At 72.0% G+C, this 23,238-nt stretch carries 19 protein-coding genes; all 19 read right to left on the bottom strand.

All coding sequences use genetic code 11. From position 1 onward, the window contains the following. Genes ACIHCQ_RS34360 through ACIHCQ_RS34270 form a run of 19 tightly spaced genes read right to left on the bottom strand, consistent with a single transcriptional unit; the run spans window position 1 to window position 23,230 of the window. Window positions 1-351, bottom strand: a complete 351-nt coding sequence (locus ACIHCQ_RS34360) for a hypothetical protein (RefSeq protein WP_399671505.1) — start codon at window positions 349-351, stop codon at window positions 1-3. After that, window positions 332-2,452 carry an ATP-binding protein gene (locus tag ACIHCQ_RS34355; protein ID WP_399671502.1) on the bottom strand — a complete coding sequence of 707 codons (2,121 nt, stop codon included), beginning with the start codon at window positions 2,450-2,452 and terminating at the stop codon, window positions 332-334. The genes ACIHCQ_RS34360 and ACIHCQ_RS34355 overlap by 20 nt, the downstream gene beginning before the upstream one ends. Before the next feature lie 15 nt (window positions 2,453-2,467). Next, window positions 2,468-4,213: a hypothetical protein gene (locus ACIHCQ_RS34350; RefSeq protein ID WP_399671499.1), complete on the bottom strand. Its 1,746-nt coding sequence runs from the start codon at window positions 4,211-4,213 to the stop codon at window positions 2,468-2,470. Next, a complete protein-coding gene (locus tag ACIHCQ_RS34345) occupies window positions 4,210-4,767 on the bottom strand; it encodes a hypothetical protein (protein WP_399671496.1) in 558 nt (185 codons plus the stop codon). The genes ACIHCQ_RS34350 and ACIHCQ_RS34345 overlap by 4 nt, the downstream gene beginning before the upstream one ends. A 2-nt stretch (window positions 4,768-4,769) precedes the next feature. After that, a complete protein-coding gene (locus tag ACIHCQ_RS34340) occupies window positions 4,770-5,909 on the bottom strand; it encodes a hypothetical protein (RefSeq protein WP_399671493.1) in 1,140 nt (379 codons plus the stop codon). Further along, window positions 5,906-7,927, bottom strand: coding sequence for a hypothetical protein (locus ACIHCQ_RS34335; protein WP_399671490.1), 2,022 nt, complete (start codon window positions 7,925-7,927; stop codon window positions 5,906-5,908). The genes ACIHCQ_RS34340 and ACIHCQ_RS34335 overlap by 4 nt, the downstream gene beginning before the upstream one ends. 2 nt (window positions 7,928-7,929) lie before the next feature. Then, window positions 7,930-9,258: a hypothetical protein gene (locus tag ACIHCQ_RS34330; protein WP_399671487.1), complete on the bottom strand. Its 1,329-nt coding sequence runs from the start codon at window positions 9,256-9,258 to the stop codon at window positions 7,930-7,932. A 12-nt stretch (window positions 9,259-9,270) separates the two neighbouring features. Further along, on the bottom strand, window positions 9,271-11,253 hold the full coding sequence (locus ACIHCQ_RS34325; protein ID WP_399671485.1) for a phage tail protein: 1,983 nt from the start codon (window positions 11,251-11,253) through the stop codon (window positions 9,271-9,273). Further along, window positions 11,250-13,304, bottom strand: a complete 2,055-nt coding sequence (locus tag ACIHCQ_RS34320) for a putative baseplate assembly protein (protein ID WP_399671482.1) — start codon at window positions 13,302-13,304, stop codon at window positions 11,250-11,252. Before ACIHCQ_RS34320 ends, ACIHCQ_RS34325 begins: the two co-directional genes overlap by 4 nt. Beyond that, complete coding sequence (locus tag ACIHCQ_RS34315) at window positions 13,301-15,298, bottom strand: putative baseplate assembly protein (RefSeq protein ID WP_399671479.1); 1,998 nt, start codon at window positions 15,296-15,298, stop codon at window positions 13,301-13,303. The genes ACIHCQ_RS34320 and ACIHCQ_RS34315 overlap by 4 nt, the downstream gene beginning before the upstream one ends. Continuing rightward, window positions 15,295-15,708: a GPW/gp25 family protein gene (locus tag ACIHCQ_RS34310; RefSeq protein WP_399671476.1), complete on the bottom strand. Its 414-nt coding sequence runs from the start codon at window positions 15,706-15,708 to the stop codon at window positions 15,295-15,297. Before ACIHCQ_RS34310 ends, ACIHCQ_RS34315 begins: the two co-directional genes overlap by 4 nt. Then, window positions 15,705-16,406, bottom strand: coding sequence for a phage baseplate assembly protein V (locus ACIHCQ_RS34305; RefSeq protein WP_399671473.1), 702 nt, complete (start codon window positions 16,404-16,406; stop codon window positions 15,705-15,707). The genes ACIHCQ_RS34310 and ACIHCQ_RS34305 overlap by 4 nt, the downstream gene beginning before the upstream one ends. Beyond that, window positions 16,403-17,584: a phage late control D family protein gene (locus tag ACIHCQ_RS34300; RefSeq protein ID WP_399671469.1), complete on the bottom strand. Its 1,182-nt coding sequence runs from the start codon at window positions 17,582-17,584 to the stop codon at window positions 16,403-16,405. The genes ACIHCQ_RS34305 and ACIHCQ_RS34300 overlap by 4 nt, the downstream gene beginning before the upstream one ends. A gap of 10 nt (window positions 17,585-17,594) precedes the next feature. Next, window positions 17,595-18,266, bottom strand: a complete 672-nt coding sequence (locus tag ACIHCQ_RS34295) for a LysM peptidoglycan-binding domain-containing protein (protein WP_399671466.1) — start codon at window positions 18,264-18,266, stop codon at window positions 17,595-17,597. Beyond that, on the bottom strand, window positions 18,263-18,448 hold the full coding sequence (locus tag ACIHCQ_RS34290) for a putative phage tail protein (RefSeq protein WP_399671463.1): 186 nt from the start codon (window positions 18,446-18,448) through the stop codon (window positions 18,263-18,265). Before ACIHCQ_RS34290 ends, ACIHCQ_RS34295 begins: the two co-directional genes overlap by 4 nt. A gap of 5 nt (window positions 18,449-18,453) precedes the next feature. After that, window positions 18,454-18,984, bottom strand: a complete 531-nt coding sequence (locus ACIHCQ_RS34285) for a phage tail protein (RefSeq protein ID WP_399671460.1) — start codon at window positions 18,982-18,984, stop codon at window positions 18,454-18,456. Continuing rightward, window positions 18,981-20,474 (bottom strand): phage tail sheath family protein, encoded by a 1,494-nt coding sequence (locus ACIHCQ_RS34280; RefSeq protein ID WP_399671457.1) that lies wholly within the window; start codon window positions 20,472-20,474, stop codon window positions 18,981-18,983. Before ACIHCQ_RS34280 ends, ACIHCQ_RS34285 begins: the two co-directional genes overlap by 4 nt. Before the next feature lies 1 nt (window position 20,475). Further along, window positions 20,476-20,931: a phage tail protein gene (locus tag ACIHCQ_RS34275; protein ID WP_399671454.1), complete on the bottom strand. Its 456-nt coding sequence runs from the start codon at window positions 20,929-20,931 to the stop codon at window positions 20,476-20,478. A 43-nt stretch (window positions 20,932-20,974) separates the two neighbouring features. After that, complete coding sequence (locus ACIHCQ_RS34270) at window positions 20,975-23,230, bottom strand: phage tail sheath family protein (protein WP_399671451.1); 2,256 nt, start codon at window positions 23,228-23,230, stop codon at window positions 20,975-20,977. Between the last annotated feature and the right edge of the window lie 8 nt (window positions 23,231-23,238).

Raw genomic sequence — 23,238 nt, 5'->3', positions numbered from 1 at the left:
TCACTTACCGGTGGGGCACTCCGGCTTCGGTGACACGATCACCGTCAGTGGGCGCGCCGGCGGCGGTGCGACCGGGACCGCCTGCAGCGCCGCTTTGGCTACGGCTGCGTTGCCCGTCTGGTCCTGGGCGGCCCCCGACATCGGTGCCCCGGAGATCAGCGGCTTCGCCTGGACGCTCTGCGCCACCACGGCGTTGCTCATCGCAGCCGGGACCACGACCTCCGGCTTCCCCTGGCGGGCGGCCGTCGCCGCCTCCTGAGGCCGCGCGGGCGGTACGGGTGCCACCAACCGGTGGAGCGAGAGCGGAGGTTCCGTGGGCAGCATGTCGGTGTCACCCCTGTGATCCGTCATCGAGCAGATGGGCGTGCGGGCCAAGTTCGGACGGGCGGAGCAGCCGGGCCTCGCGCTGAAACTGGCGGGTTACGCCGCGCACGACGTGCCGCATGCCGATCGCCTCCGCGCCGCCGTCCGCCGCGGAGAGCGCGGCGGTGCGGGCGGCGGCGGCGATGCCCGCGCCCGTCATGTCCAGGCGGGCCAGGACGTCCAGGTCCACGTCGGGGGCGAGCGGGGCCTCCTCCGGGAAGGCGAGGTGCCACAGCCTGCGGCGTTCGGGGACGGCCGGGCGGGGGAAGTGCACGACGAAGTGGAAGCGGCGCGTGAACGCCGGGTCGATGTTGTCCTTGAGGTTGCTCGTCAGGAGCACCAGCCCGTCGCTGGCCTCCAGGCGCTGCAGCAGATAGCCGACCTCCAGGTTGGCGTACCGGTCCGTGCCGTGCTTGACCTCGCCGCGCTTGCCGAACAGGGCGTCGGCCTCGTCGAACAACAGCACCGCGTGGCTCTCCTCGGCCTGCCGGAACGCTTCCTCCATGTTCTTCTCCGTCTCCCCCACCCATTTGGAGACTACCTGCGAGAGGTCCACCTTCAGCAGCTCCAGTCCGAGCATGCCGGTGACGATCTCCGCGGACATCGTCTTGCCGGTACCGGGCTCGCCGGTGAACAGCGCCTTCACCCCGCCGTGCGCCGAACGCCGGGCGAACCCCCACGCCTCGGCGACCCGTGGCCACGCCCGGCAGGCCGACGCGATCTCCAGGATCTGGCGGAACTGCACATCGGGCAGGACCAGATCGTCGACCGTACGCCGGGGCACGATCGAGTGGACGCTGCTGCCACCGCGCCCCCTGGTCACCGTGGCGATGGCGGGTTGGACATGGTCCGCGACCGGCTCCGGCTGACCGTTGCCCGCGAGGCGCGCCCCGGCGCCCGCGACCGAGGCCACGGCGCGCAGTTCGCCGCCGCTCATCCGGTACCGGATGGCAAGGTCCTCCAGGAGCGCTCCGTTCAGGTCGGGGAGCGCGGTCGACCACATCTCCCGCCGGTCGCTCAAGTCCGGTACAGGGACGGTGAGTTCGGCGTATGCCCGCGCGGCCAGCAGACCCGGAGGGCGCCACGGCCTGAGGCCCGTCAGGCACACCGGCGCCCGGGAGCGGAGCAGTACGGCGGAGACCGCTTCGGCCTGCTGCCGATGCGCATCGCCGTGCAGGTCGTCGGTGGGGATCCACAGCACGGTGCCCAGCGCGGCGGCCGTCCGCAGGTCGGCCTCGGGGTCGGATGTCAGCGTCCGCAGCGGTGTTCCCGCCGCGCGGGCCAGTGCCTGTACGGCGTCGAGCTGGCCGTCGGGCGGGCATCCCCACAGCCCGGCCAGGTCGATGTCGCCCGAGCCCAGTGCGTGGCCCAGTCGGGTGAGCCGGTCCGAGGACAGATACGGGGAGAGCACGCGCGGTTCCGGCTGTACGACCTCGCCGGGGTCGTGGCCGAGGAGGCCGACGTCTGCGCCCCAGCCGAGCAGGAAGTCCAGCACCCCCGGCCCGGGGACCAGTTCCTGGGCGAGTTCGACCGCGGCCTCGCCGTGCGCGCGCAGCAGGCCGTAGCGGCGCAGTGGCCCGGCCGGGCCGAGGGAGCGGCGCCGGGCCAGCCGCTCCGCCGCGTTGTCGGCGCCGACCGTCACCAGCAGTTCCACGCAGGGCAGCCGCCGGTTGAGGTTGTCCACGATGTACGCGTAGATCCGCTCGTAGCCCCGGTCCAGTTCGGGCGCGGCGGCCAGCAGCAGCGCGTCCTGGTCCGCGCGGGTCAGGCCGAATCGGGTGGCGAGCGCGTCCAGCGGCAGGGTGACGCCCTGAGCCGCGGCCTGGCGCCGCAGGTCGCGTTCGGCTTCCGGCTCCGGCTGCTTCGGTACGTATGACTCGGCCATGGTGTCGGTGAAGGCGTGCACCTCGCCGAGCAGTACATCGACTTGTTCGTCGGTCACGCAGTACGGCGTGAGGTCGGGGCGCGTGAGCAGCCCGGCGATCCGCGACTGCCGTTCGACGGCGGCTCGCAGCGCCCGGTGTACGTCGGCCAGCCGGATCCGCAAGTGTTCCACCGCTGGTTCACTCACGCCGCCCGTGCCGCCCATGCCACTCACCCCGCCTCACCCGCCCGCGAAGGTCAGGGTCCGGCCGCCCAGCCACACCACGTCGGGAACGTCGGCGAGCAGTCCGCCGCGCAGCAGATCCGTGTGGCGCCGGCCCAGCGGGATACGTACCCGGACGGCCGCGTGTTCGAACCGGACGGTGGCGTCCAGGTCGGCGAACCGGCTCAGGGCGAGCAGTGGATCAGGGGTCTCCCGGTCGCGCCAGAGTGTCCAGGCGATGGTGCTCAGGCCCAGTGCCGCGGCCAGGGTGACGGTGCGTTCCAGGCCGCCGTCCTGTGCGAGCGGTGCCGCCCTGCGCTCAACAACCAGGGCGGTGACCAGGTCGGCGAGGCGTGAGGTGTGGCCGGGCAGTTCCGCGGCGAGCCGCACGTCCACTCGCGCGTCCGGGGCTGTCCACAGGGGGGTACGCCAGGGCAGGCGCGCCACCGGATCGCCGCGCAGCGGCCGGAGTCCGGTCATGAACGGCACGTCCGCCGCGGCCAGTTCGCGCAGGGATCCGGGTGGCAGGGGGCCGTCGCAGATCAGCACGGGTGGCCGCCCGCAGGCCTGCCAGTACGGCAGCAGTTCCGGGATACCGGCGCCCCAGGCGATCGGGAACATGCCCTGCGCGTCGACGAGGAGTAACCGGTCCTCTGCCCCGGTGATCAGGAGGGGCGCGGCGGGGTCGTGCCCGCGGCACACCGAGAGCCCCAGGACGCCGTCCAGCACGGGGAGCGCGGGAGCGGCGAGGCGCGCGAAGTCGGTGAGCCGGTCCTCCGGTACGCGTGTGCCGAGCCCGGCGAAGGCGGCCGCGGCCTCGCTGTCCTGTTCGGTGCGGTGCCAGCCGCGGCCGGTCACGCCCAGGACCTTGTACGCCAGCGCTGCCGCGAACAGGGGTGCCTCTTCGGCGAGTTCGAGGCCGGCCAGAGCGGGTCCGATCGCGTCGAGGTACCCGATCCGCGCCAGCGGCCCGGCGAGCAGGAAAGGCAGCGCGGACCACACCCGTACCTCGCCTGTCGTACGGGGTACGACGGCACTGTCAACTGGCGGGCGCGGCTCCGCAGCGGCCTCACCGGACCCGTCGGGCAGGGAGTGCGCGAGGCGGACGACGTCCTCCCGGGCCGCCGATGTCACGTACTCAGTGAGGAGCCGGGTCAGGGCCTCGATGTCACCGTCCGGAACGTCTGTGGGCGGACGCCCGCGCAGTACGGCGGGCAGCAACTCGGCCGGCGTGCCCGGGGAGGCGCGCGCGGCGAGCTCCGCGAGCAGCCGCCCGGCCGTCGCGTCATCGGCGCCGAGCAGGGCCAGCAGATAGACCCGGACCGAGTCGTCCGGGAGGAGGGCGAGGAGCGCGTCCAGTTCGTTCCGCTCGGCGAGTTCGGCGAAGAGCGCGGCGACCGACGGCGCGGACCACCCGTACTCCGCCGCCGCGAAAGACTCCGCGAAGGACTCCTCGAACGACTCCGCGCCAACGGCGGACGCGTCGGCGGGGATCTCCACCATCGACATCGGCGCGAAGTGGACCTCGACGGGTCTGCCCGCCCGGACGGTGACGGTCACCGGCTCGGTGATCTCCACATCCGGCCCGTCGCCTTCCAGCTGCTCCGCGAAGTGATCCGCCAGCAACTGCGGGAGGGTGTCGATCACTTCGTCCACCAGGCCGCGTGGATCGGGTCCCCAGCTCCACCCGCCGCGGCGGACCACTGTCACGGTGCACTGGTGCACCGTGATCTCTCCGGTGGTCCGCGCGGTGGGCGTGCTCACAGCACCTTCGCCTTCTCCAGACGGCCCGCCCAGCCGCCCACGAGTACCAGCACCCCGTGCTCGCTCGCCGCGGCGAGGGTCACCGGCAGCGTCACCTCGGTCGCCCCGGCGACGATCTCTCCGGCGAGCACATGGGTGTCCTGCTCGTCGGAGATCAGCGCGACCACTTTGAGCAGGCGGTTCGTGGCGACGGGCACGGTGATGGTGAGGCCGTCCGCCGCCAGTTTCAGCCCGTCCTTCCACGTCGCCAGGCGCAGCAGCGTGGGTTTGGGCTTGGGGGTGGGTTCGGCCGTCATCTCGACCCCGTAGGCCAGCGGATCGGCGAGGGCGCCCGGTTCGTCGTCGGCTGCCGCCACGGCGAGTTCCCTGGCGTTCAGCGGAACGGTCGCGGTTCTGCCCGCACCGAGGGAGACGCGCAGCGGCAGCGCGAGTCCGACGAGCGAGGCGACTTCGGGCACGGCGCTCGCACCGCCGGGCCGGGCGCTCGCGCCGGTCAGGGCCAGTGCGCCCACGACATGGCCGGTGTCGGTCGCGTACACCACGGAAAGAGCCATCGTCAGCCACCACCGTTCGTCGCCGCGACCGTTGCCAGGACGAGGAAGTCGACCGTGCCCGGCCGTTCGACGACCTCAGGCGGGGCCACCGAAAGGTCGTACAGCCGCGCCCGGCAGCGGATCCGCCTGTCCCTGTCCACGGTGGCCTCCACCGGGCTGTACAGCGTCGTGTCCGCCGGGGTCGGCGGCACGCGCGGGGTGAGATGGACATGTACGACGACCCGGCCGTCGGCGACCTGTTCCGGGCTGACGCCGGAGGGCAGCGGCAGCAGCATGCCGTCGGTGGCCGTCCCGGATGTGACCAGTGTGGTGCCCGCCGAGATCCGGCCGCTGAAGCTGCCCTCGATGGTCAGGTTGCCGTTGGCCGCCACGGTCATCAGCGGGGCGATGGTGCCGCCGCCCTGGTACAGGCCGAAGACCATGCTGGGCGGGTCGCCGCCGGACAGCATGATCACCGGTCCGCCCTCCTGGACGGCCGGGCTCGTACGCAGGGTCAGCGCCCCGGACCGGGCCGAGACGGTGTCCGCGCGGACACCGGCGAAGCGCACCGCGACCCCGCGCGCCTTGGTCTCGATGCCGCTGAAGTGGCCGTCCGTCCATCGGACATAGCCGAGCAGGACGAGCCAGCGGGCCGGTGGGTCGGCCGGTGGAGCGCCGATCGCGGGCGGCTGCTGGTCGGCAACCAGCAGCTCGTCGCCGAGGCGTCCGAAGAGGACCTGGTACGACTCCTCCACCCGGGTCTTCGTGGCGGTGCCCGCGCACGAGTCCGGCCGGGCGGACGTGGCCGGTTCCCGGTCGGCCGCGGTGAGGAAGACCGGGTAGGGGTCGTCCGTCGGCTGGTCCGCGCCGTTGACCTCTTCGAAGCCGCTCTCGCGCAGGACGACCGGTTCGGTGAGGACCACCTCGCGGCCGGTCCCGTCGACGGCGATCCCCGGCGCGACGCTCACTTCGACATAGCGGGCGTTCGTCGCCGGGTCGGTGCGGTTCGCGGTGACCAGGCCGAGGCCTTCGGCGATGCCCCACTCGTGCAGGTGCCGTGCGTGCCGGGTGGCCAGTCCGCGTGTGTACTCCACCGTGGCCGACAGGTCCGCGGCGGCCAGTACCTGGCCCTCGTGGAAGGCGGGGCGCAGGGGGCCGGTCATGGCGTCTCACCGGGCTTCTGGGTCCGGGGAGACCGGCTGCTTCGCTTGGCCGGTGGCGGTTTGGCGGGCGCGGCCTCTGGTCCCTGCGGTGCGCCTTGTTCCTGCGGTGTGCCTCGTTCCTGCGGTGCGCCTTCGAGCTCCGCGAGGCGGGACCCGAGCCGTTCCGGAACTTGCTCCTCCAGGCGGCTCACCTGTGACTGGGCGGTGCCCAGTTGCGCGCGCAGGCCCTCCAGGACGGCGGTCAGATCGGCTACTTGAGTCCTGAGCATGCCCAGTTCCTGCATGCTGTCGGTCACTTCGCTGGGCGTGGTGTAGACCTGCTCGTGGAGTGCCTTGGGCGGCGTCTCCCCGGGTGCCGGGGTGAGCAGCAGGGACAGCATCTCCTCCAGGTCGCCGGTGCGCGGCCAGTCGCCGAGCAGCCCGGCGGCGTACGGTCGCGATACCGGGCCCTGCGCCAGGATGTCCGGCTTCCGGTGGCACGGCAGTGGCTGGGAGCAGACGCGCTCGGCCAGTTCGCGCAGCCGGTAGAGCTTGGGCAGCCACTCGCCGTACGCCGATCCGCCCGGCAGCACCTGTTCGCGGGTGGCGGAGCAGATTCGTACGACGTCGCAGCCGTCCAGTTCCACATAGGCGAGCAGGACATCGGTGTCGGTGCAGTCGTTGCACGGCGGGTTCAGCGTGGCGCATGCCGCGTCGGTCACGAACCGGCGTACCGCGAGGGAGAGCCTCGCGGCGGCCTCCGCGAGCTGCCCCAGGTCGGCGATCGTCGTCCGCTCCACACTGTCCGGCGGTGGGGGTGGCAGGAGCGGCGGGACGTCGATGGAGGCGACGTCCGCGCGCAGCGCGCAGTCGGCGAGCCCGGTGGCCTGGTCGAGCCGGCCGAGGAGCCACTCGCGCATCAGGCCGAGGTCGGCGCGGAACTCCACCCGCAGCGCGTGGCTGAGCGGTGTGCCCTGGGCCAGCATGCGCACTTCGAGTTGCGCGTCCGGGTCTCCCCGTTCGGGTACGACCCGGGCCGCGGTCTCGGTGACGACGGCGCGGGCGATCGTACGGCGCAGCGGGTCCGGCCACGCCGCCTTCATGTCGGCGGCGGCGAGGCGGGCACAGGCCGCGCCCAGCACACGGCGGGCGTCCTGGATGCCGGCGATGTCCCCGTGGTCCTTGGTCAGTTGGGCCTGTCCGGCCGCGTCGTAGGTGTCGTACCGGGCGATGGCACTGGCCAGTGCGCGTACGTGGTCGGTCATCTCGGGGACCGTCTGCGGCGCGGGCGGCCCTTCTCCGCCCGCGTTGTCGCGCAGCCACTTGAGGCCGACGACGTACCGCTTGGCGTCGTTGGTGTCGAAGCCGATGGTCCGGCCTGTGGAGAGCGACGCGGCGAACATGGCGTCGAGGTAGTGCCCGAGCCGCCTGTCGCGTGTGCGGGCCTGGTCGGCCCGCCCGGGATTGCCGAGGTTCGCGAGGAGTGTGGTGCCGGGATTGTGACGGTGGTCCTCGAATTCGCCGTGCTTGACGAGGAATCGGAACCCTTCCTGGATCCGGGACGGCACACACCCCGGCGAGGGGCAGGGCTCCTCCGTGGCATACGGTGCCACCGGCTCGACGGAGAGCTCCTGGTATCGCACGAAGAGGCCGTAGCGGCGCTCACCGTCGTCGTCGCAGGGGTCGCCGCAGTCCACGCCGAGGCCGCTGATGCGCTGTTCCCGCACCAGTGCCGACACATCGACCCGTTCAGTGCAGGGCACCACGATGTCGTTGCCCGCGCAGTCGAATGCGTGTCCGGGGTGGACCGCCACGGTGCCGCCACCGCAGGGGTCGCAGGTGACGCCGAGGCCGCAGACGACGCCCGGCCCGGACAGAGAGCGGTTGTGCAGTCTGCCCTTCGCCGTCACATAGTCGACCAGCAGGCCGAGATCGTCCTCCGTCAGCAGTTGGCCGGCGAAAAAGCGGGGGCGTACGAAGGTGGAGGTGCGGGTGGCGTCACCACCGCAGCCGCAGCCGCAGCCGCAGTCTGTTCCCATGATCAGCGCTCCTTCACAAAGAACCAGCTCTCGAAGACGTCTCCGCCCGAGCCGGTGCCGGACGTCCAGGGCCCGATGCCGGACGGCGGGAGGTCACAGCCGCGCCGCCTGTCCGACTCGGTTGTCTCGGCGTCGATGGTCGGTACGCGTCCGCCGACGTGGGTGCCGTCGACCGGGCGGCAGCAGCGGTCGAGGATGAACGCGGCACGGACGGTGATCATCACGCGGTCGCCGTCCTGAAGCGTCTCGCGCGTGGTCTGGCGGTAGCGGAATCGCTTGGTGAACCTGCTTGATTCGGTGGCCGGTTCAGTGGCTGGTTCTGCGGTGGTTTCAGCGGTTTCGGTGGCGGAATGGTCGGCCGGTTCGGCGAATGTGCCGCCCATGTACCAGGTGGAGGCGTTGCGGCCGCTGCCGCCCTCGATCACCTGGACTTCCACCACGCCGCGCTGCAGCGTGTCGGACCGGACACCGGCGGAGAACCGCACGACGAGCCCGCCGTCCTCGTCCTGAGTGCCGAGCAGGGCCTTGGCCTCGTCGATGGTGTAGGTGTGTCCGTGGATCCAGTTGATGCCGGTGATCACCGTGGGCAGGTGCCTGCCGAACGGACGGCGGATGTTCATGTGGATCTGGTCCTTGCGGACCGGCTCGTACCAGTCCACGCAGTCGATCCTGGCCAGCCACAGCACCTTGTGCTCACACCGGGAACAGCAGGTGTCGCAACGGTCGTCCATGGGCGGCTCACACCCGGTGACGCGTACCGTGTAGCACTCCTCCGTCCAGCCGTGCTCGCAGTCGGAGGTCTCCGCGCAGGCGTCGTTGTAGACGGCGCGGGTGGGTTCGACGGGCCGCTCGGCGTACTCGATGCCGATCCAGACTGTGTCCGTGTCCCGTTCGTCCCGCGGCAGCGCCTTCCACAGGTCGATCACGCAGCCGCCACGCACCACGACCTCGTTGCCGTCGCAGTCCACGGCGAGACCAGGGGTGATCTTGACTTCGGCCTTGCGCCGTCTGTGCTCCGTACCCTCCTGTTCCGAGTGTTCGGACTGTTCCGACTGTTCCGACTGTTCCGACTGCGCGGACTCCTCGGCCACCACTGACTCGTCGGCGTCCGGCGGGCAGTCCTTGTCGTGACGCCGCGCCGGTTCTACGTACAGGCCGCACACCACCCCGTAGCCCAGCACGCCGCGCATACGCAGTTTCAATTTCTCGCGGAAGTACTCCTGTTCACGCTGGAAGTCCCTGGCACCCAGCATCTGGCCGTGGAAATACCGCAGCCTGCGCAGTGGCGGCGCGTCGAACGCCCCCGTCGATTCCGTCCCTGTCTCCGTCATCGCACTGTCCTCTCACCACACTCGCGTATGCACACCGACGGCGGAGACGACTCCCACCCCGACACCTCGGCGCGATCCTTTTGGTCCTGGCCTGAGCACCCCGTCGCGGTTCAGCCGCAACGGGCGTTCGCCGCCCAGCACGGGCGGCGGCAGCGGGACGAACGCGGTGTCCACACCGACCGTGGACCGCGAGCCGACCACGAACCCCGCGCCACCGGTCCGTACCGACCCCACCGTGTGCGCGGGCGCCTGCCGCTCCACCAGCCGCCGCAGCGCGCTCTCGTCCGCCGCACCGGCGGGCAGGAGCACCCGGAACCGGTGCGCGTGCGCGGTGAGCGGGTCGCTGTCCGGCGTGCCGAACGCACGCAGGGGCGCCGCGCCCAGTTCCGAGCCGCCGACCCGGAACCGGCTCGCCGAGCGGCTGAACAGCCGTACGGAGCCGAGACCCGGCTTCCCCAGGCCCCCGCCGACGGCCTCGCGCAGTTGCGCCCAGCGGCGGTCCTTCGCCAGCTCGTCGATCACCGGGGCCACCCCGAACACGATGCGTACCGCTTCCCGCAGCGCCCATGGTGTGCCGCGGCGCCGGTACAGCTCCGGGGCCGCGGCCAGCAGCGTGCGCCGGGTCTTCGCGTCCCAGCCGACCTCGAACGACAGGCCCAGCAGACCGGCCAGCCACGGCAGCACCCGGTCCGGGACACCGGCCGGGTCGAGCAGCGCCGGATAGCGCTCGATGACCCGGTCGAGATCGGCGAGCGAGGAGTCGAACAGCGACAGGAAGCGCTCGGTGAAGTCGTCGGCCGCGGGGTCCTGGCGGAAGGCCGGGGGCAGCAGATCGGCGCTGGTCGCCCGGGGGAAGTCGAGCCGGATCCGGCGTACGACCGGGGTCGCGCCGCCGTCGCCCGACAGCCGAAGGCGCAGCCGCAGGAAGCGGCCGGGCGGCTGGTCGACAAGAAAGTCCGTGGCTCCCGGGGCCGATGCCTGCCAGTCGGTGGCGTCGTAGCGGCCGTCCTCGGAGACCACGATCTGCACGGCGACCGCCGTACCGGTGGGCACGTCGGCGTCCACGCGGATGCGGTGCCAGCGGCAGCGCGAGATGCCGCTGTCGATCAGGGTGGTGACATAGGACCCGCTGGTCACATAGGGGGTGGTCGCCGGTGGTGGGGTCTGGCGTGGCAGGCCCTGCCAGGTGTGGCAGGTGGTCACGGCAGCGGCGTCCGGGCCCTTCTCGCGCAGGCAGAACCCGTCCTCGTCCGCTGATGTGAGCGTGCTCGGCGGCAGGGCCGCGGCCAGTTCTTCCGTGGTCGCTGTACGGAACCGGCGGTCGCAGCCGCCCTGGTAGATCCTCAGCCGGTCACCGTCGTCGGTGAGCAGCCATATCGTCCGGTCGGGCCCGGTGCGCAGACCGATGATCTCGCCCCGGGCGCCGGTGCGGATGACTCCGCGGAAGGCGCCCGCCGCGTCGTACCGGCGCAGATCCGTGGTGCCCTGACAGGCCACCAGGATCTCGTCGTCGGGGGCCGGTGCGGCCCAGCGCGGTCGCCTGACCCTGATCACACCGGCGAGCTGCTCGCCCTCGCGTCGCCACACCAGGACCCGGTCCGGCTCCACGACGGCCAGCCGGTGTCCGCGCGCGGCGACGGAGAAGGGCTCGCGCAGCAGGCCGGGGTCGCAATCAGCAGGCCATACGGGGGTCCAGCCGCCGCTGCACACGTCGCGGCGCAGCAGCCGTGGCCCGTCGGGACCGTCGGGGACGAGCAGGTACCAGGCGCACGGCCCGCATCCCGGCGCCAGGCGGCGGTCGGGGAACCACGGCAGCAGCTGGTCCCTGGAGGGGCCTTCCGGCGCGGAGCCCCGGTAGGCCAGCCGGATGCCGGCCGGGTCCTCGAAGCCGACGATGCCGCCTGCCCCCGGCTCGTCGCCCTCGCCGGTGAGCTCGTCCCAGCCGACGTAGGCGTCCAGCAGGCGGAAGGTCGCGTTCTGTGGTGCGCACGTCATGGCCGGTCTCCTACGGGGATCAGCAGCGGGCGCTCCGGCCAGACGAGCGTGTGGGGCCCGATCGCGTGGTCGGTGCAGGGCGGCAGCCGTACTCCGTCGACGGTGAGCGAGAGCTGCGACACGGCCAGGACTCCGTCGACGGCCAGCAGCCGCCGGACCAGCGCCGCGTGCCGCAGCGCGCCGCCGAACGGCCAGCCCGCGCCGTTCTCCCCGCCGCTCAGCGGATCCAGATAGCCGCGCACCGCGTCGCCGGCCCTGGCCAGGACAGCGGCGCGGTCGTGGTCCGCGTCGAGGGTGACCCATGACTCCACGGCGACCCGCCGGTAGCGCGCGGGGGCGGCGACCACCGTGACCCCGGCGGGGGCGACCTCGCGGGTCAGGAAGTCGGCGACGGCGCGCAGTGTCGCGGCGGTGGGCATGGGCGGTTCGCCGGTCTCGTCGCCCGGCGCCACGGCCGGTACGACAAGGACTCCAACCACGCCGGGGATCGGCACGCCCGCGAATTCGGGGTGCAGGCCGGGCACGCCCTGGGCCCGGGCCACCGACGCCCCCGGGGCGCGCGTGGCCAGCAGGCCGTAGTCCGCCGGTGCCACGGCCCGGCCGCGGGCGCGCAGTTCGCCGACTCCGCGGCGGATCGTGTCGGCGTCGGACTCGGCGTCCGTTCCTCCCGAGGCCGGGAAGGGGTTGTTGACGCCGATGACGAACGGCAGCGCGGTCACCACCCCGTTGACGGCCCCGGCGCGTACGGCGCCGTTGCTGCCGCCGCCCACGCGGTACCTGAGGGCACGGACGTTACGGAAGCCGGGCGGCACGGCAGCGCCGTTGACGCCGTCCCCGAAGGTCACTTCGCCCACCTCGTGGTCCACGGTGAACACCCGGTCGTCGGCGCCGTACGCGGCCAGGCTCTCCACCTCCTGCCACCGGTACGAGGAGCCGACCGAAGTACCGAACACATCGCCGCCCGTGTCGTCGTCGACCTCGATGACCACGGATCCGGTGAGGATGGGCAGCTGACTCAGCCTCATGCGCCGGCGGCCCGTCGCCCCGGGGTCCTGGATCGGTTGCAGCGGTTCGTCCCTGACCGTGCGGGCGGCCGTGGCGGCGACCGTGTTGAGCCTCAGTCCGGACAGCACCGGCGCCGCTCCGGTGAAGGCCCCGTGCGCGATCCGCAGGCGCAGCCAGCGCAGCGGGGGCCCCGGCCGGAAACCGGACGGGCTGCCCGGCTCCCACGAGCGCGGTACCCGCAGCTCGACGGTCCCACTGGCGCGCAGCCCGGCCGTGGAGTCGCGCATCAGCTCGGCGCGTACGAGCCGGGTGCCGTCCAGCACGTCCCAGCGCAGCAGCGGCGGGGGCACCAGTGATGCCGGACCGAGTGATGCCGGACCGCCGGAGCCCGCGGGCGCGGGCGGTGCGGCGACGACCACGAAGCCCAGGGACAGCCGCGGGTAAGCGGCGGCTGTTCCGGCGAGTCCGATCCACAGGCCGTTGCCGGGCTCGGGGTCCCTGCCGAACGGCGCGAACGGGCGGCTCGGCCCGGACGGCCCCAGCGGCAGGGACTCCAGCGTTCCCGACTCCTGTACGGCGAGCGTGCCGAGCGTGGCCGGTGTGGCGTACAGGTCCTGGTCGGTCTCGTAGATCACCTGCCCCGACGGGCTCGACGCCGCGCTCTGGAAACCGGCAGGGACGAGCACGGAGGCGCCGTCCGGCGGGTTCACGGTGAACTCGAGCAGCGTGGCCGCCGCACCGGCCGGGCGGCGTCGCACGCCCGCCGTCGCCAGATGCTCGGCGAGTACCTTCTCCGGCAGCCGGTTGACGCGGCTGAGTACGGGTTCGACCTGGGTGCCGAAGAGGCGTACGAGCGCGACGCCCGCGTCCTGGCGGTCGGGGTCGGTCCAGTCGGGGGTGTATCCGGCGATCCGGCCGCGTACGTCGGCGCGTACCGCCTCACGGGTCGCTTCGGTCAGCTCCGGCTGGACGCCGGACGGTCCGGGGCCGGGTACGAGCTTGCCCTCGGCCTGCGCGTCCCGCTCCCACCACACATCGCCGGTCATGCCAGCCCCTCCCCCGGCTCGACGGCGGCCACGATCCGGATACGGACCGCCCGCAGGACAGGCAGTTCACCGGCGCGCAGCTCCACCTCGTGGCAGTCCTCGCCCGCGTCGGCCCCGTCGAGGCCGATCGCCACACCGGCGACGTCCGCGAGGTCTCCCAGCGTTCGCTGTGCGGCCCGCAGCAGGGCGGAGGGCCGCAGCGGTTCCCCGAACGGCCAGCCGTTCTCCTCCTCGCCGCCGGCGAGCGGGTCGAGGAAGCGGCGCAGCGCCGCGGTGAGCACGGCGGACACGCGGGTGCGGTCGGCCGGGTTGCCCGACAGGTCGACGCGCAGCGTCACATCGCGGTAGGCGGGAGCGCGGACGAAGACCTCGGAGGTGAGGAGCCGCGCGGAGTCCAGGCGGGCGGCGACCGCACACAGCATGCCCGGGTCGGGCCGTGGCGCGACGACGAAGTCCTCACGGGTGAAGTCGTCCCGTGGGACGGCGGGGACAATGTGGACGGTCACCGCGCCGGGCACCGTGTCGCACGGGAAGCCGGGGTGCTCGCCGAGGGACGCGTACGCGCGGGCGACGGCGACGCCCGGTGTCGTACGGGCGAGGGTGACGAAGTCGTCGGCGGTGACCGCGCGGGTCACTTCCCCCAGGGACGAGGCCGCGCGCTGTCGCGCCGCGGGGATCGTTTCCGGGTCCTGGCCGCCCTCGGCCGGTACGAGGTTGGCGGCGGAGATCGCGCCCTGCTCCGGCGGGGAGTCCCAGAGCGGAAGCCAGTTCCCGGTGAGTCCGCCGTTGCCGGCCCGGCCGCCGCCGAGCACGTAGTCGACGGTCACGTACTCGTCGTTCACGTAGCCGTCGGTCACGTAGCCGTCGGTCAGGTCCGGGTCGGGGCGGGGAATGCGGCCGGTGAGTCCGTCGCCGAACACGATCGCGCCCTCTTCCCGGTCGATGAGGAAGATCCGGTCGGCCGGCGCGCCGAAGGTGAAGTCCGGGACCGGCCGCCACTCGTCCCCCGCCAGGCGCACGGTCGCCTCCAGCAGGAGGTCGGCGGCTTCCGGCAGGACGAGGTGCTGACCGGGCAGCTTGAGCCACGCCCTGATCTGCTCCGCCAGCTCGGTGCCGCGCGCGGTGCGCCGAAGGCGGTGGTGCGCGGCGGATACGTTGACGGCGAGCCGGTGGAGGCGGGGCGGGGCCGCGTACGTGGCGGCCGGGGTCGACAGCAGCAGTCCGGTGTCGCGGGTGGACCAGCCGGCCGGCGGGTGCAGCCGGACGACGCCGGACCGTCGCAGCCCGGCCGTACCGTCCTCGACCTTCTCGAAGTCGCCCGCGATGTCTTCGGCGTCGGGCCGGAACCAGGACCAGGTCAGGTTCGCGGGAGGCGGCACATTGGCGGTCGCCCCAGGCAGCCACGACGGCGCGGACGCGGCCGGCGCGGCCAGCTCGAAGAGCAGGCTGATCGGGCCGGGCGCGGGCAGCGCCCCGGTGAACGGCAGGGTGAAACGGGCCTGGGCGGGCGCGCCGTCGCTCGCCAGGAGCGCGACGCCCCGGCCCGCCCGCAGGTCCGCCGTACGGTCGCGGTCGGTCCACACGGTGGCCTCACCGCCCTCGGCGAGCGGGAAGACGGCGACGTCGTCGTCGAGGCTGAAGACGACGCGCCCCATGGGGTCCCGGGACAGCGCCGTCCCGGCGGGAACGACAGGGACGGCGGCCGTGCCTGCCTGGGCGGCCAGCCGCAGCACCGTGGCCGCGGGCCTGGCGGGGCGCGGAGCGTCGAGGCCGAGCAGCCGCAGTACGGCGACCACCAGCGTGTCCGGCGCCTGGTCCAGCCAGTACAGCCGCTGTTCCAGGAGGTAGGCGAACAGCTCAAGGAGGGTGACACCGGGGTCGGCGGGCGCGTGCAGGGTCCACGTACCGTCCGATTCGGCGGGGATCCGGCGGCGGATGGCCGCCATCATGTCGTCCCAGGTGAGGTCGTCCAGTTTGGGCGCGGGCACCGTCACGGCGTCCTCCCTGTGAGACCGGTGAGGCCGACGTAGAAGGGGAACACCAGGTTCGCCTTGGTGTTGCTGCGCCGGATGCGGTAGACGATCGAGACGGTGACCCGTGACTCGTCGGCCGGGTCGGCCTCCGCGCGGACCTCCTCCAGCTCCACCCTGGGCTCGTGGGTGCGAACGGCCTCGGCGATCGAGTTCTCCAGGTCACGCAGGTTCTGCACGCTGCCGGGCGCGAACACCAGCTCCTGTGCCCGGGTGCCGAATCCGGGCCGCATGACCCGCTCGCCGGTGCCGGTGAGCAGCAGCGCGCGCAGACAGTGCTCGATGCTCTGCTCGCCGACGGCGTAGCCGAGCCGCCCGGATTCGTCGGGCAGGATCGGGAACCGCCAGCCGGTTCCGAGGAATTCCTCGCTCATGCCGTCCTCGCCTTCTTCGCCAGCACGGCGGGCGTGAGCGGCGGGGCCGGCGGGCCGGTCGGCCCGGCGGCGGACGGGTGGGTGTGCGCGTTGAACGCCTGGAGCAGCGCGTTGCCGAGCACGAGCGGCTCAGTGGCTCCGGCGCCGAGCTCGATGTTGGCGGAATCGACCGTGACCTTCGGTGCCTTGAGGGTGATTTCGCCCTGCGCGGTCACGGTCACGCTCCCGCCCTCGGCCGCCGTGATCCGGATTTCCTTGCCCTGGTCGTCCAGCTCCACCACGTGTCCGGCGGCGGACTTGATCCGTACGGCGGCCTTGGACTCCGTGTCGTCGAGGAGCACCTCGTGACCGTGTTTCGTCCGGATGATCTTCTGGTCCCGTCCGTCGGTGCGGGCGGTCGGCGGCTTGTCCGCGCCGTTGTACAGACCGCCCAGGACGATCGGGAACCGCATGTCCCCGTGGACGAAGGCGACGAGCACCTCGTCGCCCTTCTCCGGGACGAACACCGAGCCGTAGCCGTTGCCCGCGTACAGCTGACCGACCCGGCACCAGTCGGTCACCGTGGTCTGGTCGAACCACGGGAACTGGAGCTTGACCCGGCCCTCGTCGTCGCCGTCGTTCTCCACTACGAGCGCTTCCACGACGCCGTAGTACCGCTTGTCCGTGGAGCGGGCGCGTGGCGTGGTCCTGGTGCTCACTTGTCCCCCTGATGGATCCGCCGTGCGGTGAACTGGGTGAAGAAACCGCTGGTGTTGAGGGTGTGCTCGACCCGCTTGACGAAGTACGTGCCGGAGAACCGCTGCCCGAGGCCGTAGATCTCCAGGTTGTCGCCGGGCCGCAGTTCGGGGAGTCCCGCCACCCGGCCGGTGCCCGTGATGAACTCGTACGCACGCTCGCGCAGCAGGCTGATCGCCAGTTCGCGGGCCTCCTGGTCGCTGCTGACCGGTGCGTCGACCAGGACGTCCTGGCGGCCCCCCAGCGTGGACTCGGCGGCCTCAGGACCGCTCTGCCCGTCTGCCGTGTTCTGCCCGGCCGGCAGGTTCTCGGCGGTCGCGGTGAACGCGATCGGCTGTTTGGTACGGGGGTCCCAGCCGCGCACGGTGAGCTTGCCGACCTGCTGGGACACCGTCAGCGTCGGCGTGAACTCCAGCAGGTTGGGGATCAGCCCCTCGGGCTGGTTGGTGGGTCCGGTGGACAGTCCCGGCGCGTAGGCCAGCCGGTACACCCGGATCGGGCGGCCGTCGCGGCCGTCCGTCGGTTTGATGAAGTACAACGTGTCCTCGCCGGACTGCGGGTCGGGCAGGATGTAGCAGTCGAAGTCGAGCCGCTTGGCCCGTTCCAGCAGGAAACTCGCGTCGTCCTGGTTCTTCTGCACCACCCGGTCGTGGGTCGGCCCTTCCCTGGTGACCTCGATCCGCAGGTGGTTGCGCTGGGCGATCTGCTCCGCGATCCGCCAGTCGGGCAGATCGCGGTAGATCTTGACTTCGTTCTCTGTGGGCTTGCGGTCCTTGAGCCGCAGCAGCCCGTCCACCCCGCTGACCTGGATGGTGGGGGACGCGCTGTCGGTGAACTTCGGGCTGAGCGTGGAGATGGTGCCGGTGGCGACGGTGAGCAGCTTGTCGGCGTAGCCGAGCCGGACCGAGACCCGGCCGCCGAGCTTGAGCTGCGGCGAGTCGCTGTGCTTGAACTTCAGATTGACGTCGTCCCAGTTGTTCAGCGTGAGGTCGAAGCCGGACATCTCGTCGATGTCCCGGTTCACCTTGACGTCGATGATGTCGTTCTTGGTGCTCGGATCCATTTGCAGGCCCTCGATATGGACCTCGAACTCGGGCGCGTACCGGTCGGGGGAGGCCACTTCCGGCGTGGGGGCGCTCATCGCGCGCTCCTCACGGCAGCCGGGGCACGGTCAGCACCCGGCCCGGCCGCAGGTCCCGGGGATCGCTGATCCCGTTGGCGCGCGCCAGTTCCCGCCAGGCGTCGGGCCGCCGGTAGAGCGCGGCGGAGATGGAGCTGAGCGTGTCGCCGCGGCGCACCACGTAGCTCTTCTCCACCGTGGGCGAGGAGCGCGGCGTGCCGGCGACCTGTGCGGCGGCCGTACGGAACTCCTTGAGCGACAGGTCGAGCATGGCCCGCAGGGGGACACCGTCCGGCCGGAACAGCTGGTAGTTGACGTCCAGCTTCTCCACGACGCCGGTGAAGACCTCTTCGTCCCAGACGAACCGGACGATCGGCGGCGCGTGTTCGCGGCTGTCGGGGCGCAGCAGGTTGCGCAGCGCGTCGACGTAGGCGGTGCGGACGTTCTCCAGGGTGTCGGAGGTGTCGACCAGCGCCTGGACGGTGAGGGTCTCCGTGCCGCCTCGGACGTACTGCAGTGGCGGTGTCTCCAGGCCGGGGATGGTGATCTCGGCGAACGTGTTGGACTTGCTGAGCTTGTAGTCGGTCGGGTTGAACCGCAGCGGGATCCGCCGCTTCCGCTCGTCGGCGATCACCGGGCGGACGATCTCCAGCCGGGCCTGGGCTCCTGCCTGGCGGGCGAAGGACACGGGCGTCACGCTCACGGCCGGTCCTCCCCGTCGCCGAAGCCGCGTTCGGCCGCGGTGTGCTTGGCCCGGGCGCACTCGTCCTCGTACAGCTTCGCCCAGGCCTGGATGTGCTTGTTGAACAGGCGGGTGAAGACCGCGCCGTCGTCGCCGTCCACTTGCATGCGGACTTCGAGGTTGTGAATGGTCACCTTCGGCACGCCGGTCACCTTCCTCCTTGGTTCAGTCGCTCCGCGGCGAACAGCGCGTTCGCCGCGGTGTCCTGCAGGACTTTCGTCAGCCCCTCGTGCGCGATCTCCAGCGACTCGATGGCGATCGCGTTCTGCTCGGCGTGCAGGTCCGGGCCGCTCCACTTGGCGGCGAGCCCGCCGTGGAACGCCCACGCCGCACCGGGCACCCCGTCCGGGCCGAGGACGATCACCGCGCCGTCGCGGCGGGCGCCGAGCGAGTCGGCGAGTCCGGCCTGGTACCAGGCCCACAGCCCCGGGTCACGTACCACTCCGCGCTTGAGGGTGATCCGGTTCCACGAGTGGCGCAGCGGCAGTTGGTGGACGGAGTCGTTGCGTCCGCCCTCCGGGTAGCTCGTCACCTCCAGCTGCGCGCCGAGCCCGGCGACTTCCTGGAACGCGCCGGAGGCGACCAGCGGCAGCAGCAGTGCCTGCGCGGGCGGCAGATACGCGTCGCCGGGGTCGAGGGTGACGAGGAAGCGATACTTCGGCAGCGGATCCAGGGTCATGCCTCGATCACCTCCAGGCCGCGGTCCTGGCCGAGTACGAGACGCAGCCGGATGAATTCCATGGGGACGGCCGGGGCGACCTCCAGCTCGCAGACCAGCTGCCCCGGGTCCTGTTCGGGCGGGTTGTTGGTGTCGTCGCACACCACCCGGAACGCCTGATCGGGCCGTGCGCCGGCGAGCGCGCCGGCCCGGAAGGCCGACAGCAGCACCGAGGTCAGCGCCCGTACCAACGTCAGGCGCAGCTCGGGCGAGTTGACGTCGAACACCAGGGGGCTCGCCACCCGCCGGATCGCGCGCACCAGCAGGTGCAGCAGTCTGCGGTGCGCGATGTAGCGGGTGCGGGGGTCGGCGGACAGGGTGCGTCCGCCCCACACCGTGAGCCCTCGGCCGCGGGTGCACCGGATCAGGTCGATGCCCGCGTCGAACAGCCGGACCTGTTGCGGCTCGGGGAATTCGGCCCCCAGGTCGACGGCCTCCAGGATGGTGGCGTTGGCGGGGGTGTGGTGTGCTCCGCGTTCGCCGTCCAGCCGGGCGATCACGCCCAGGACATGCCCGGACGACGGGACGGTCCGCAGTGTGGGCCCGTCGGGTGTGCGCAGCGGTGGATGGTAGACGGCCGCGGTGCTCAGCAGCTGGTTGTCGCCCCCCGCGGCCAGTGACTCCGCCCAGTCCACCGCTTCGTCGACGGAGGACAGCCGCGGCGGTACGTCCAGGACGACGAGGCGGTCGAGCAGCGGAGCCACGGTCCGCAGCAGTTCCAGCACCATGTCGGTGTGCGTGGTGCCGGACAGGTCCGTACCGAGGTCCGGCAGGGCCAGCAGGGCCGGTTCCGGAAGGTCGGCCTGTGCCGCCACGGCGTCGGAGTACTCGCGCTGCCCCGGCGCCGTGTCGGTGCCGCCCAGGAGCGTCAGATCCCAGGCCATCGAGATGGGGCCCGGCGCTCCCGGCGGCGGTGCGGGCCGGTCGGGGATCAGCCGGATGAAGCGGGACCCGGCCAGCCGGTCGGCCACTTCGGCGACCGGCAGGCCGGCGAACGTCTCGGGCGGCTCGCCGGGCACCATGACCCGTACGCTCACCGTCGGCGGTCCGGCGACCGTACTGGCCTGGAAGCGAATGGCGACGCGCACGCCGTTGCTCCAGGCTCCCGGGCTGGTGGCGACCACCTGATAGCGGGCGGCGGAGAATCCGCCCACGTCGCCGACCGTCCACTGGGTGCGGGCGGTGGCGGCCGGCCCGGACACGCGCAGCACCCAGGCCGTCCGGCCGCCGTTCTCGAAGAAGCCGCGCAGTGCGTACGGCGCGGCGAAGGCGCCGGACGGCGGGCCGAAGGCGTCCACGGCGTCGTTCCAGTTCTCCACCCGTACCGGCGTGGAGACAGGGCCCCGGCGGAACCGGCCGAGGAACGCCGCCACGTCGGTGCGCAGCGGTTCCGCGTCCGGGCCACGGGATGCGGACGTCAGGGTTACGCCGGGGAGCGCTTCGCCGGCCATGTCAGGCGTCGATCTCCAGCTTTTCGACCGCCAGTACGAGCGTCTCCATGGCGATCTCATTCTTGGTCGAACTGAGCGTCGGGCCGGTGTACTTGGTCGGCCAGCCGCGGTCGAAGTTCCAGCGCATGGCTTCCTGGCGGTTCTCGTCCAGCATCACGATCGAGCCGGACGCGCGCCGTACCTTGCCGTTGAGCGCTTCGGTCACCCAGTTCCAGAAGCCGACATGGCCGGTGATGCCGCGTTTGAAGGTGAGGTTGGTGAACTTCTTCAGCCCCGGGATCTTGCGGACGGTGATGTCCTCGCTCCCGTTGCGGTACTCGATCGGCGGGATTTCCAGCTCAAGCCCGCTGACCTCGGTGAAGGAGCCGCTCACCGCGACGCCGTCGTCACTGACGTTGGTCACGATGATCTGGAAGTTGTAGGACGCGTACGGATCGTCCCTGGTTACGGGTGGCATGGTGCCCCCTCCTCAGTCGGGTGCGCAGGCGAGAGTCGGGTGCTCAGGCGAGCTGGGTCTCGCGGGTCTTCTGCTGGATTCGGAAGATCACAAACTCGGCCGGGAAGACCGGCGCGACGCCGATGACACAGATGAGCCGGCCGTTGGCCAGGTCGTCCTCGGTCATCGTGGTGCGGTCGCAGGCGACGAAAAACGCCTCGTCGGCGGTCGTGCCGGCGAGCGCGCCGCTACGCCAGACCGTGGTGAGAAAATTGGTGACCGTCTGGCGGACCAGGGCCCACAGCGCCTCGTCGTTGGGCTCGAAGACCACCCACTGGGTGCCCTCGTCGATCGACTCCTCCAGGAAGAGGAACAGCCGCCGGACGTTGATGTACTTCCACGAGCTGTCCGAGGACAGCGTGCGCGCGCCCCACACCCGGTGGCCGAGGCCGGGGAAGAACCGCAGCGCGTTGATCCCCTTGGGGTTCAGCAGATCCTGGTGCCGTTTGGTGATGTCCTGGGCGATGCCGTCGGTCTGCCGGATGCCCCGGATGACCACGTTGGCCGGCGCCTTGTGCACGCCCCGCTCGACGTCCACGCGCGCGTAGATCCCCGCCATGTGACCGGACGGCGGCACCTCGACGTCGCGGTTGGTCGACGGGTCGCGGGTAACGAGCCACGGGTAGTAGAGCGCCGCGTACTTGGTGTCGAACGGCTCACGGAACGCCTGGATGCCTTCGAGGTCCAGGCCGTCGCGCGGGTCGAGGATCGCGAACCGGTCCTTGAGGAGCTCGCAGTGGGTGACCAGGGCCGATTCGACCGTGCCCGACCACATGCCGGGCACCGCGCAGACGGCGACCTCGTCGATGTCCTCCAGCGCGACGATTCCGGTGCGCCGGCCGCTGCCGCCGTCTGTTCCGACGAAGTCGGCCACGGTCAGGCTGCCGGCCGCGTCGTCCCCGTCCGTCAGCGTCAGCCAGGAGCCGACCGCGGGCACGGGGAACTGTGTGGGATCGGTGGACAGGCCGGTCAGCGCCGTGGCCCGGACCAGCTGCGAGCGGCTCTCCAGAGCGGCCGTCAGGTTCGCCGGGGTGTCGCCGGAGAGCCGGAGGTTGCCGAATGTCTCGGTCACCGCCGCGCCGCCCGGATCCGTGAACCGGGTGGAGACCTCGGCCTCGATCAGATGGATCCGGTCGGTCTCGAAGTACGTCCCGGGCGCGGCCCGGTCGAAGGTGACAAGGTCCCCGTCGATCGCGTCGACGGTCACGGCGGTCAGGGTGGTGCCGTTGTCGAGCTGGACGACCGCGCCCTGGTACAGCCGGCCGGCGCCGCCGACCCGCAGCTTCGACCCGTCCGGCGCGATGTTGCCCCGGCGCACGCGGCGCACCGTGAGTCCGGTGTCCCACGCAGCGTGGGTCGTGTCCGCCGGGAAGGTCAGCGTGACCTTTCCGTCCGCCGGCTCGCTCGCCTGGACCTCGAACCGGCGGGGGCCGATCTGCACCCAGCCGGCACCGGGGGCGAGCCCGGTCACCTCGGCCACCTCTACCGTTTGGCTGTCCGCGGCGGCGTCCGCGACGAGCCGGGTGATGAACAGCGCGCCCTCCTGCGGATCGGGCAGCACCGGCAGCGCGGCGCCGGCCATCGGCTGGATGCGGACCTGGACGGCCCCGCCCCACGAGCCGGGGCTCACGGCGGACAGCCGCAGCGTCTCTTCGGTGCCGCGGTTCCCGACCTGGACGTAGTCTCCGCGGGTCGTACGGACCGCGGCGGACAGGGGCAGGTCCAGCGTGATCCGGCGGGCGGTCATGTCGTAGCCGGTGACCGCAGCGGTGTGGATCTCCTCCCGGTCGTCGCCCCGGAAGATCTTGATCTGCTGTCCTACGCCGGTGAAGCCGATCAGGTGGCCGAGCTGCACGCTCGTCGCACCCCGCGCGGCGTCACCGGCGATACGGCTCACCAGCCCGCTGCCCAGCACACCGGACGCCGGCGTGGCCTGCCCGGCGGCGACCCGCTTGATGTACAGCCGCTGGCCGCCGTTGTCGAAGAAGCCCTTGACGGCCAGTGGGAACAGCCACCAGCGTCCGCCTTCGTCGGGGTTGTTCGCCCAGGCGTCGCGGATGGCGGGCTCGGGCTCCGGCAGGAACCCGCCGAAGGTGTTCTGGAACTCCAGGAAGTTCGTCACCAGTTTGGGCTTGCCTGTATACGGGCCGCGAGCGGTGACCCCGACCATGCCGGCCGTGCTCGTACTCACCCCCGCAATGGGCCGCGGTCCCGCATCGATCTCCTCGATGTAGACCCCGGGGCTCAGATACTCGGGCATGGATGGCT

The sequence above is a fragment of the Streptomyces sp. NPDC052236 genome, from assembly GCF_044548015.1.
In the GTDB taxonomy this organism is placed as follows: domain Bacteria; phylum Actinomycetota; class Actinomycetes; order Streptomycetales; family Streptomycetaceae; genus Streptomyces.
This window is presented reverse-complemented; position numbering and strand designations above follow the sequence as displayed.

Coding starts and splice junctions, on each gene's coding strand:
- ACIHCQ_RS34360 (WP_399671505.1), bottom strand. CDS start 351: ATGACGGATCACAGGGGTGACACCGACATGCTGCCCACGGAACCTCCG.
- ACIHCQ_RS34355 (WP_399671502.1), bottom strand. CDS start 2,452: ATGGGCGGCACGGGCGGCGTGAGTGAACCAGCGGTGGAACACTTGCGG.
- ACIHCQ_RS34345 (WP_399671496.1), bottom strand. CDS start 4,767: ATGGCTCTTTCCGTGGTGTACGCGACCGACACCGGCCATGTCGTGGGC.
- ACIHCQ_RS34340 (WP_399671493.1), bottom strand. CDS start 5,909: ATGACCGGCCCCCTGCGCCCCGCCTTCCACGAGGGCCAGGTACTGGCC.
- ACIHCQ_RS34335 (WP_399671490.1), bottom strand. CDS start 7,927: ATGGGAACAGACTGCGGCTGCGGCTGCGGCTGCGGTGGTGACGCCACC.
- ACIHCQ_RS34330 (WP_399671487.1), bottom strand. CDS start 9,258: ATGACGGAGACAGGGACGGAATCGACGGGGGCGTTCGACGCGCCGCCA.
- ACIHCQ_RS34325 (WP_399671485.1), bottom strand. CDS start 11,253: ATGACGTGCGCACCACAGAACGCGACCTTCCGCCTGCTGGACGCCTAC.
- ACIHCQ_RS34320 (WP_399671482.1), bottom strand. CDS start 13,304: ATGACCGGCGATGTGTGGTGGGAGCGGGACGCGCAGGCCGAGGGCAAG.
- ACIHCQ_RS34310 (WP_399671476.1), bottom strand. CDS start 15,708: ATGAGCGAGGAATTCCTCGGAACCGGCTGGCGGTTCCCGATCCTGCCC.
- ACIHCQ_RS34300 (WP_399671469.1), bottom strand. CDS start 17,584: ATGAGCGCCCCCACGCCGGAAGTGGCCTCCCCCGACCGGTACGCGCCC.
- ACIHCQ_RS34285 (WP_399671460.1), bottom strand. CDS start 18,984: ATGACCCTGGATCCGCTGCCGAAGTATCGCTTCCTCGTCACCCTCGAC.
- ACIHCQ_RS34280 (WP_399671457.1), bottom strand. CDS start 20,474: ATGGCCGGCGAAGCGCTCCCCGGCGTAACCCTGACGTCCGCATCCCGT.
- ACIHCQ_RS34275 (WP_399671454.1), bottom strand. CDS start 20,931: ATGCCACCCGTAACCAGGGACGATCCGTACGCGTCCTACAACTTCCAG.
- ACIHCQ_RS34270 (WP_399671451.1), bottom strand. CDS start 23,230: ATGCCCGAGTATCTGAGCCCCGGGGTCTACATCGAGGAGATCGATGCG.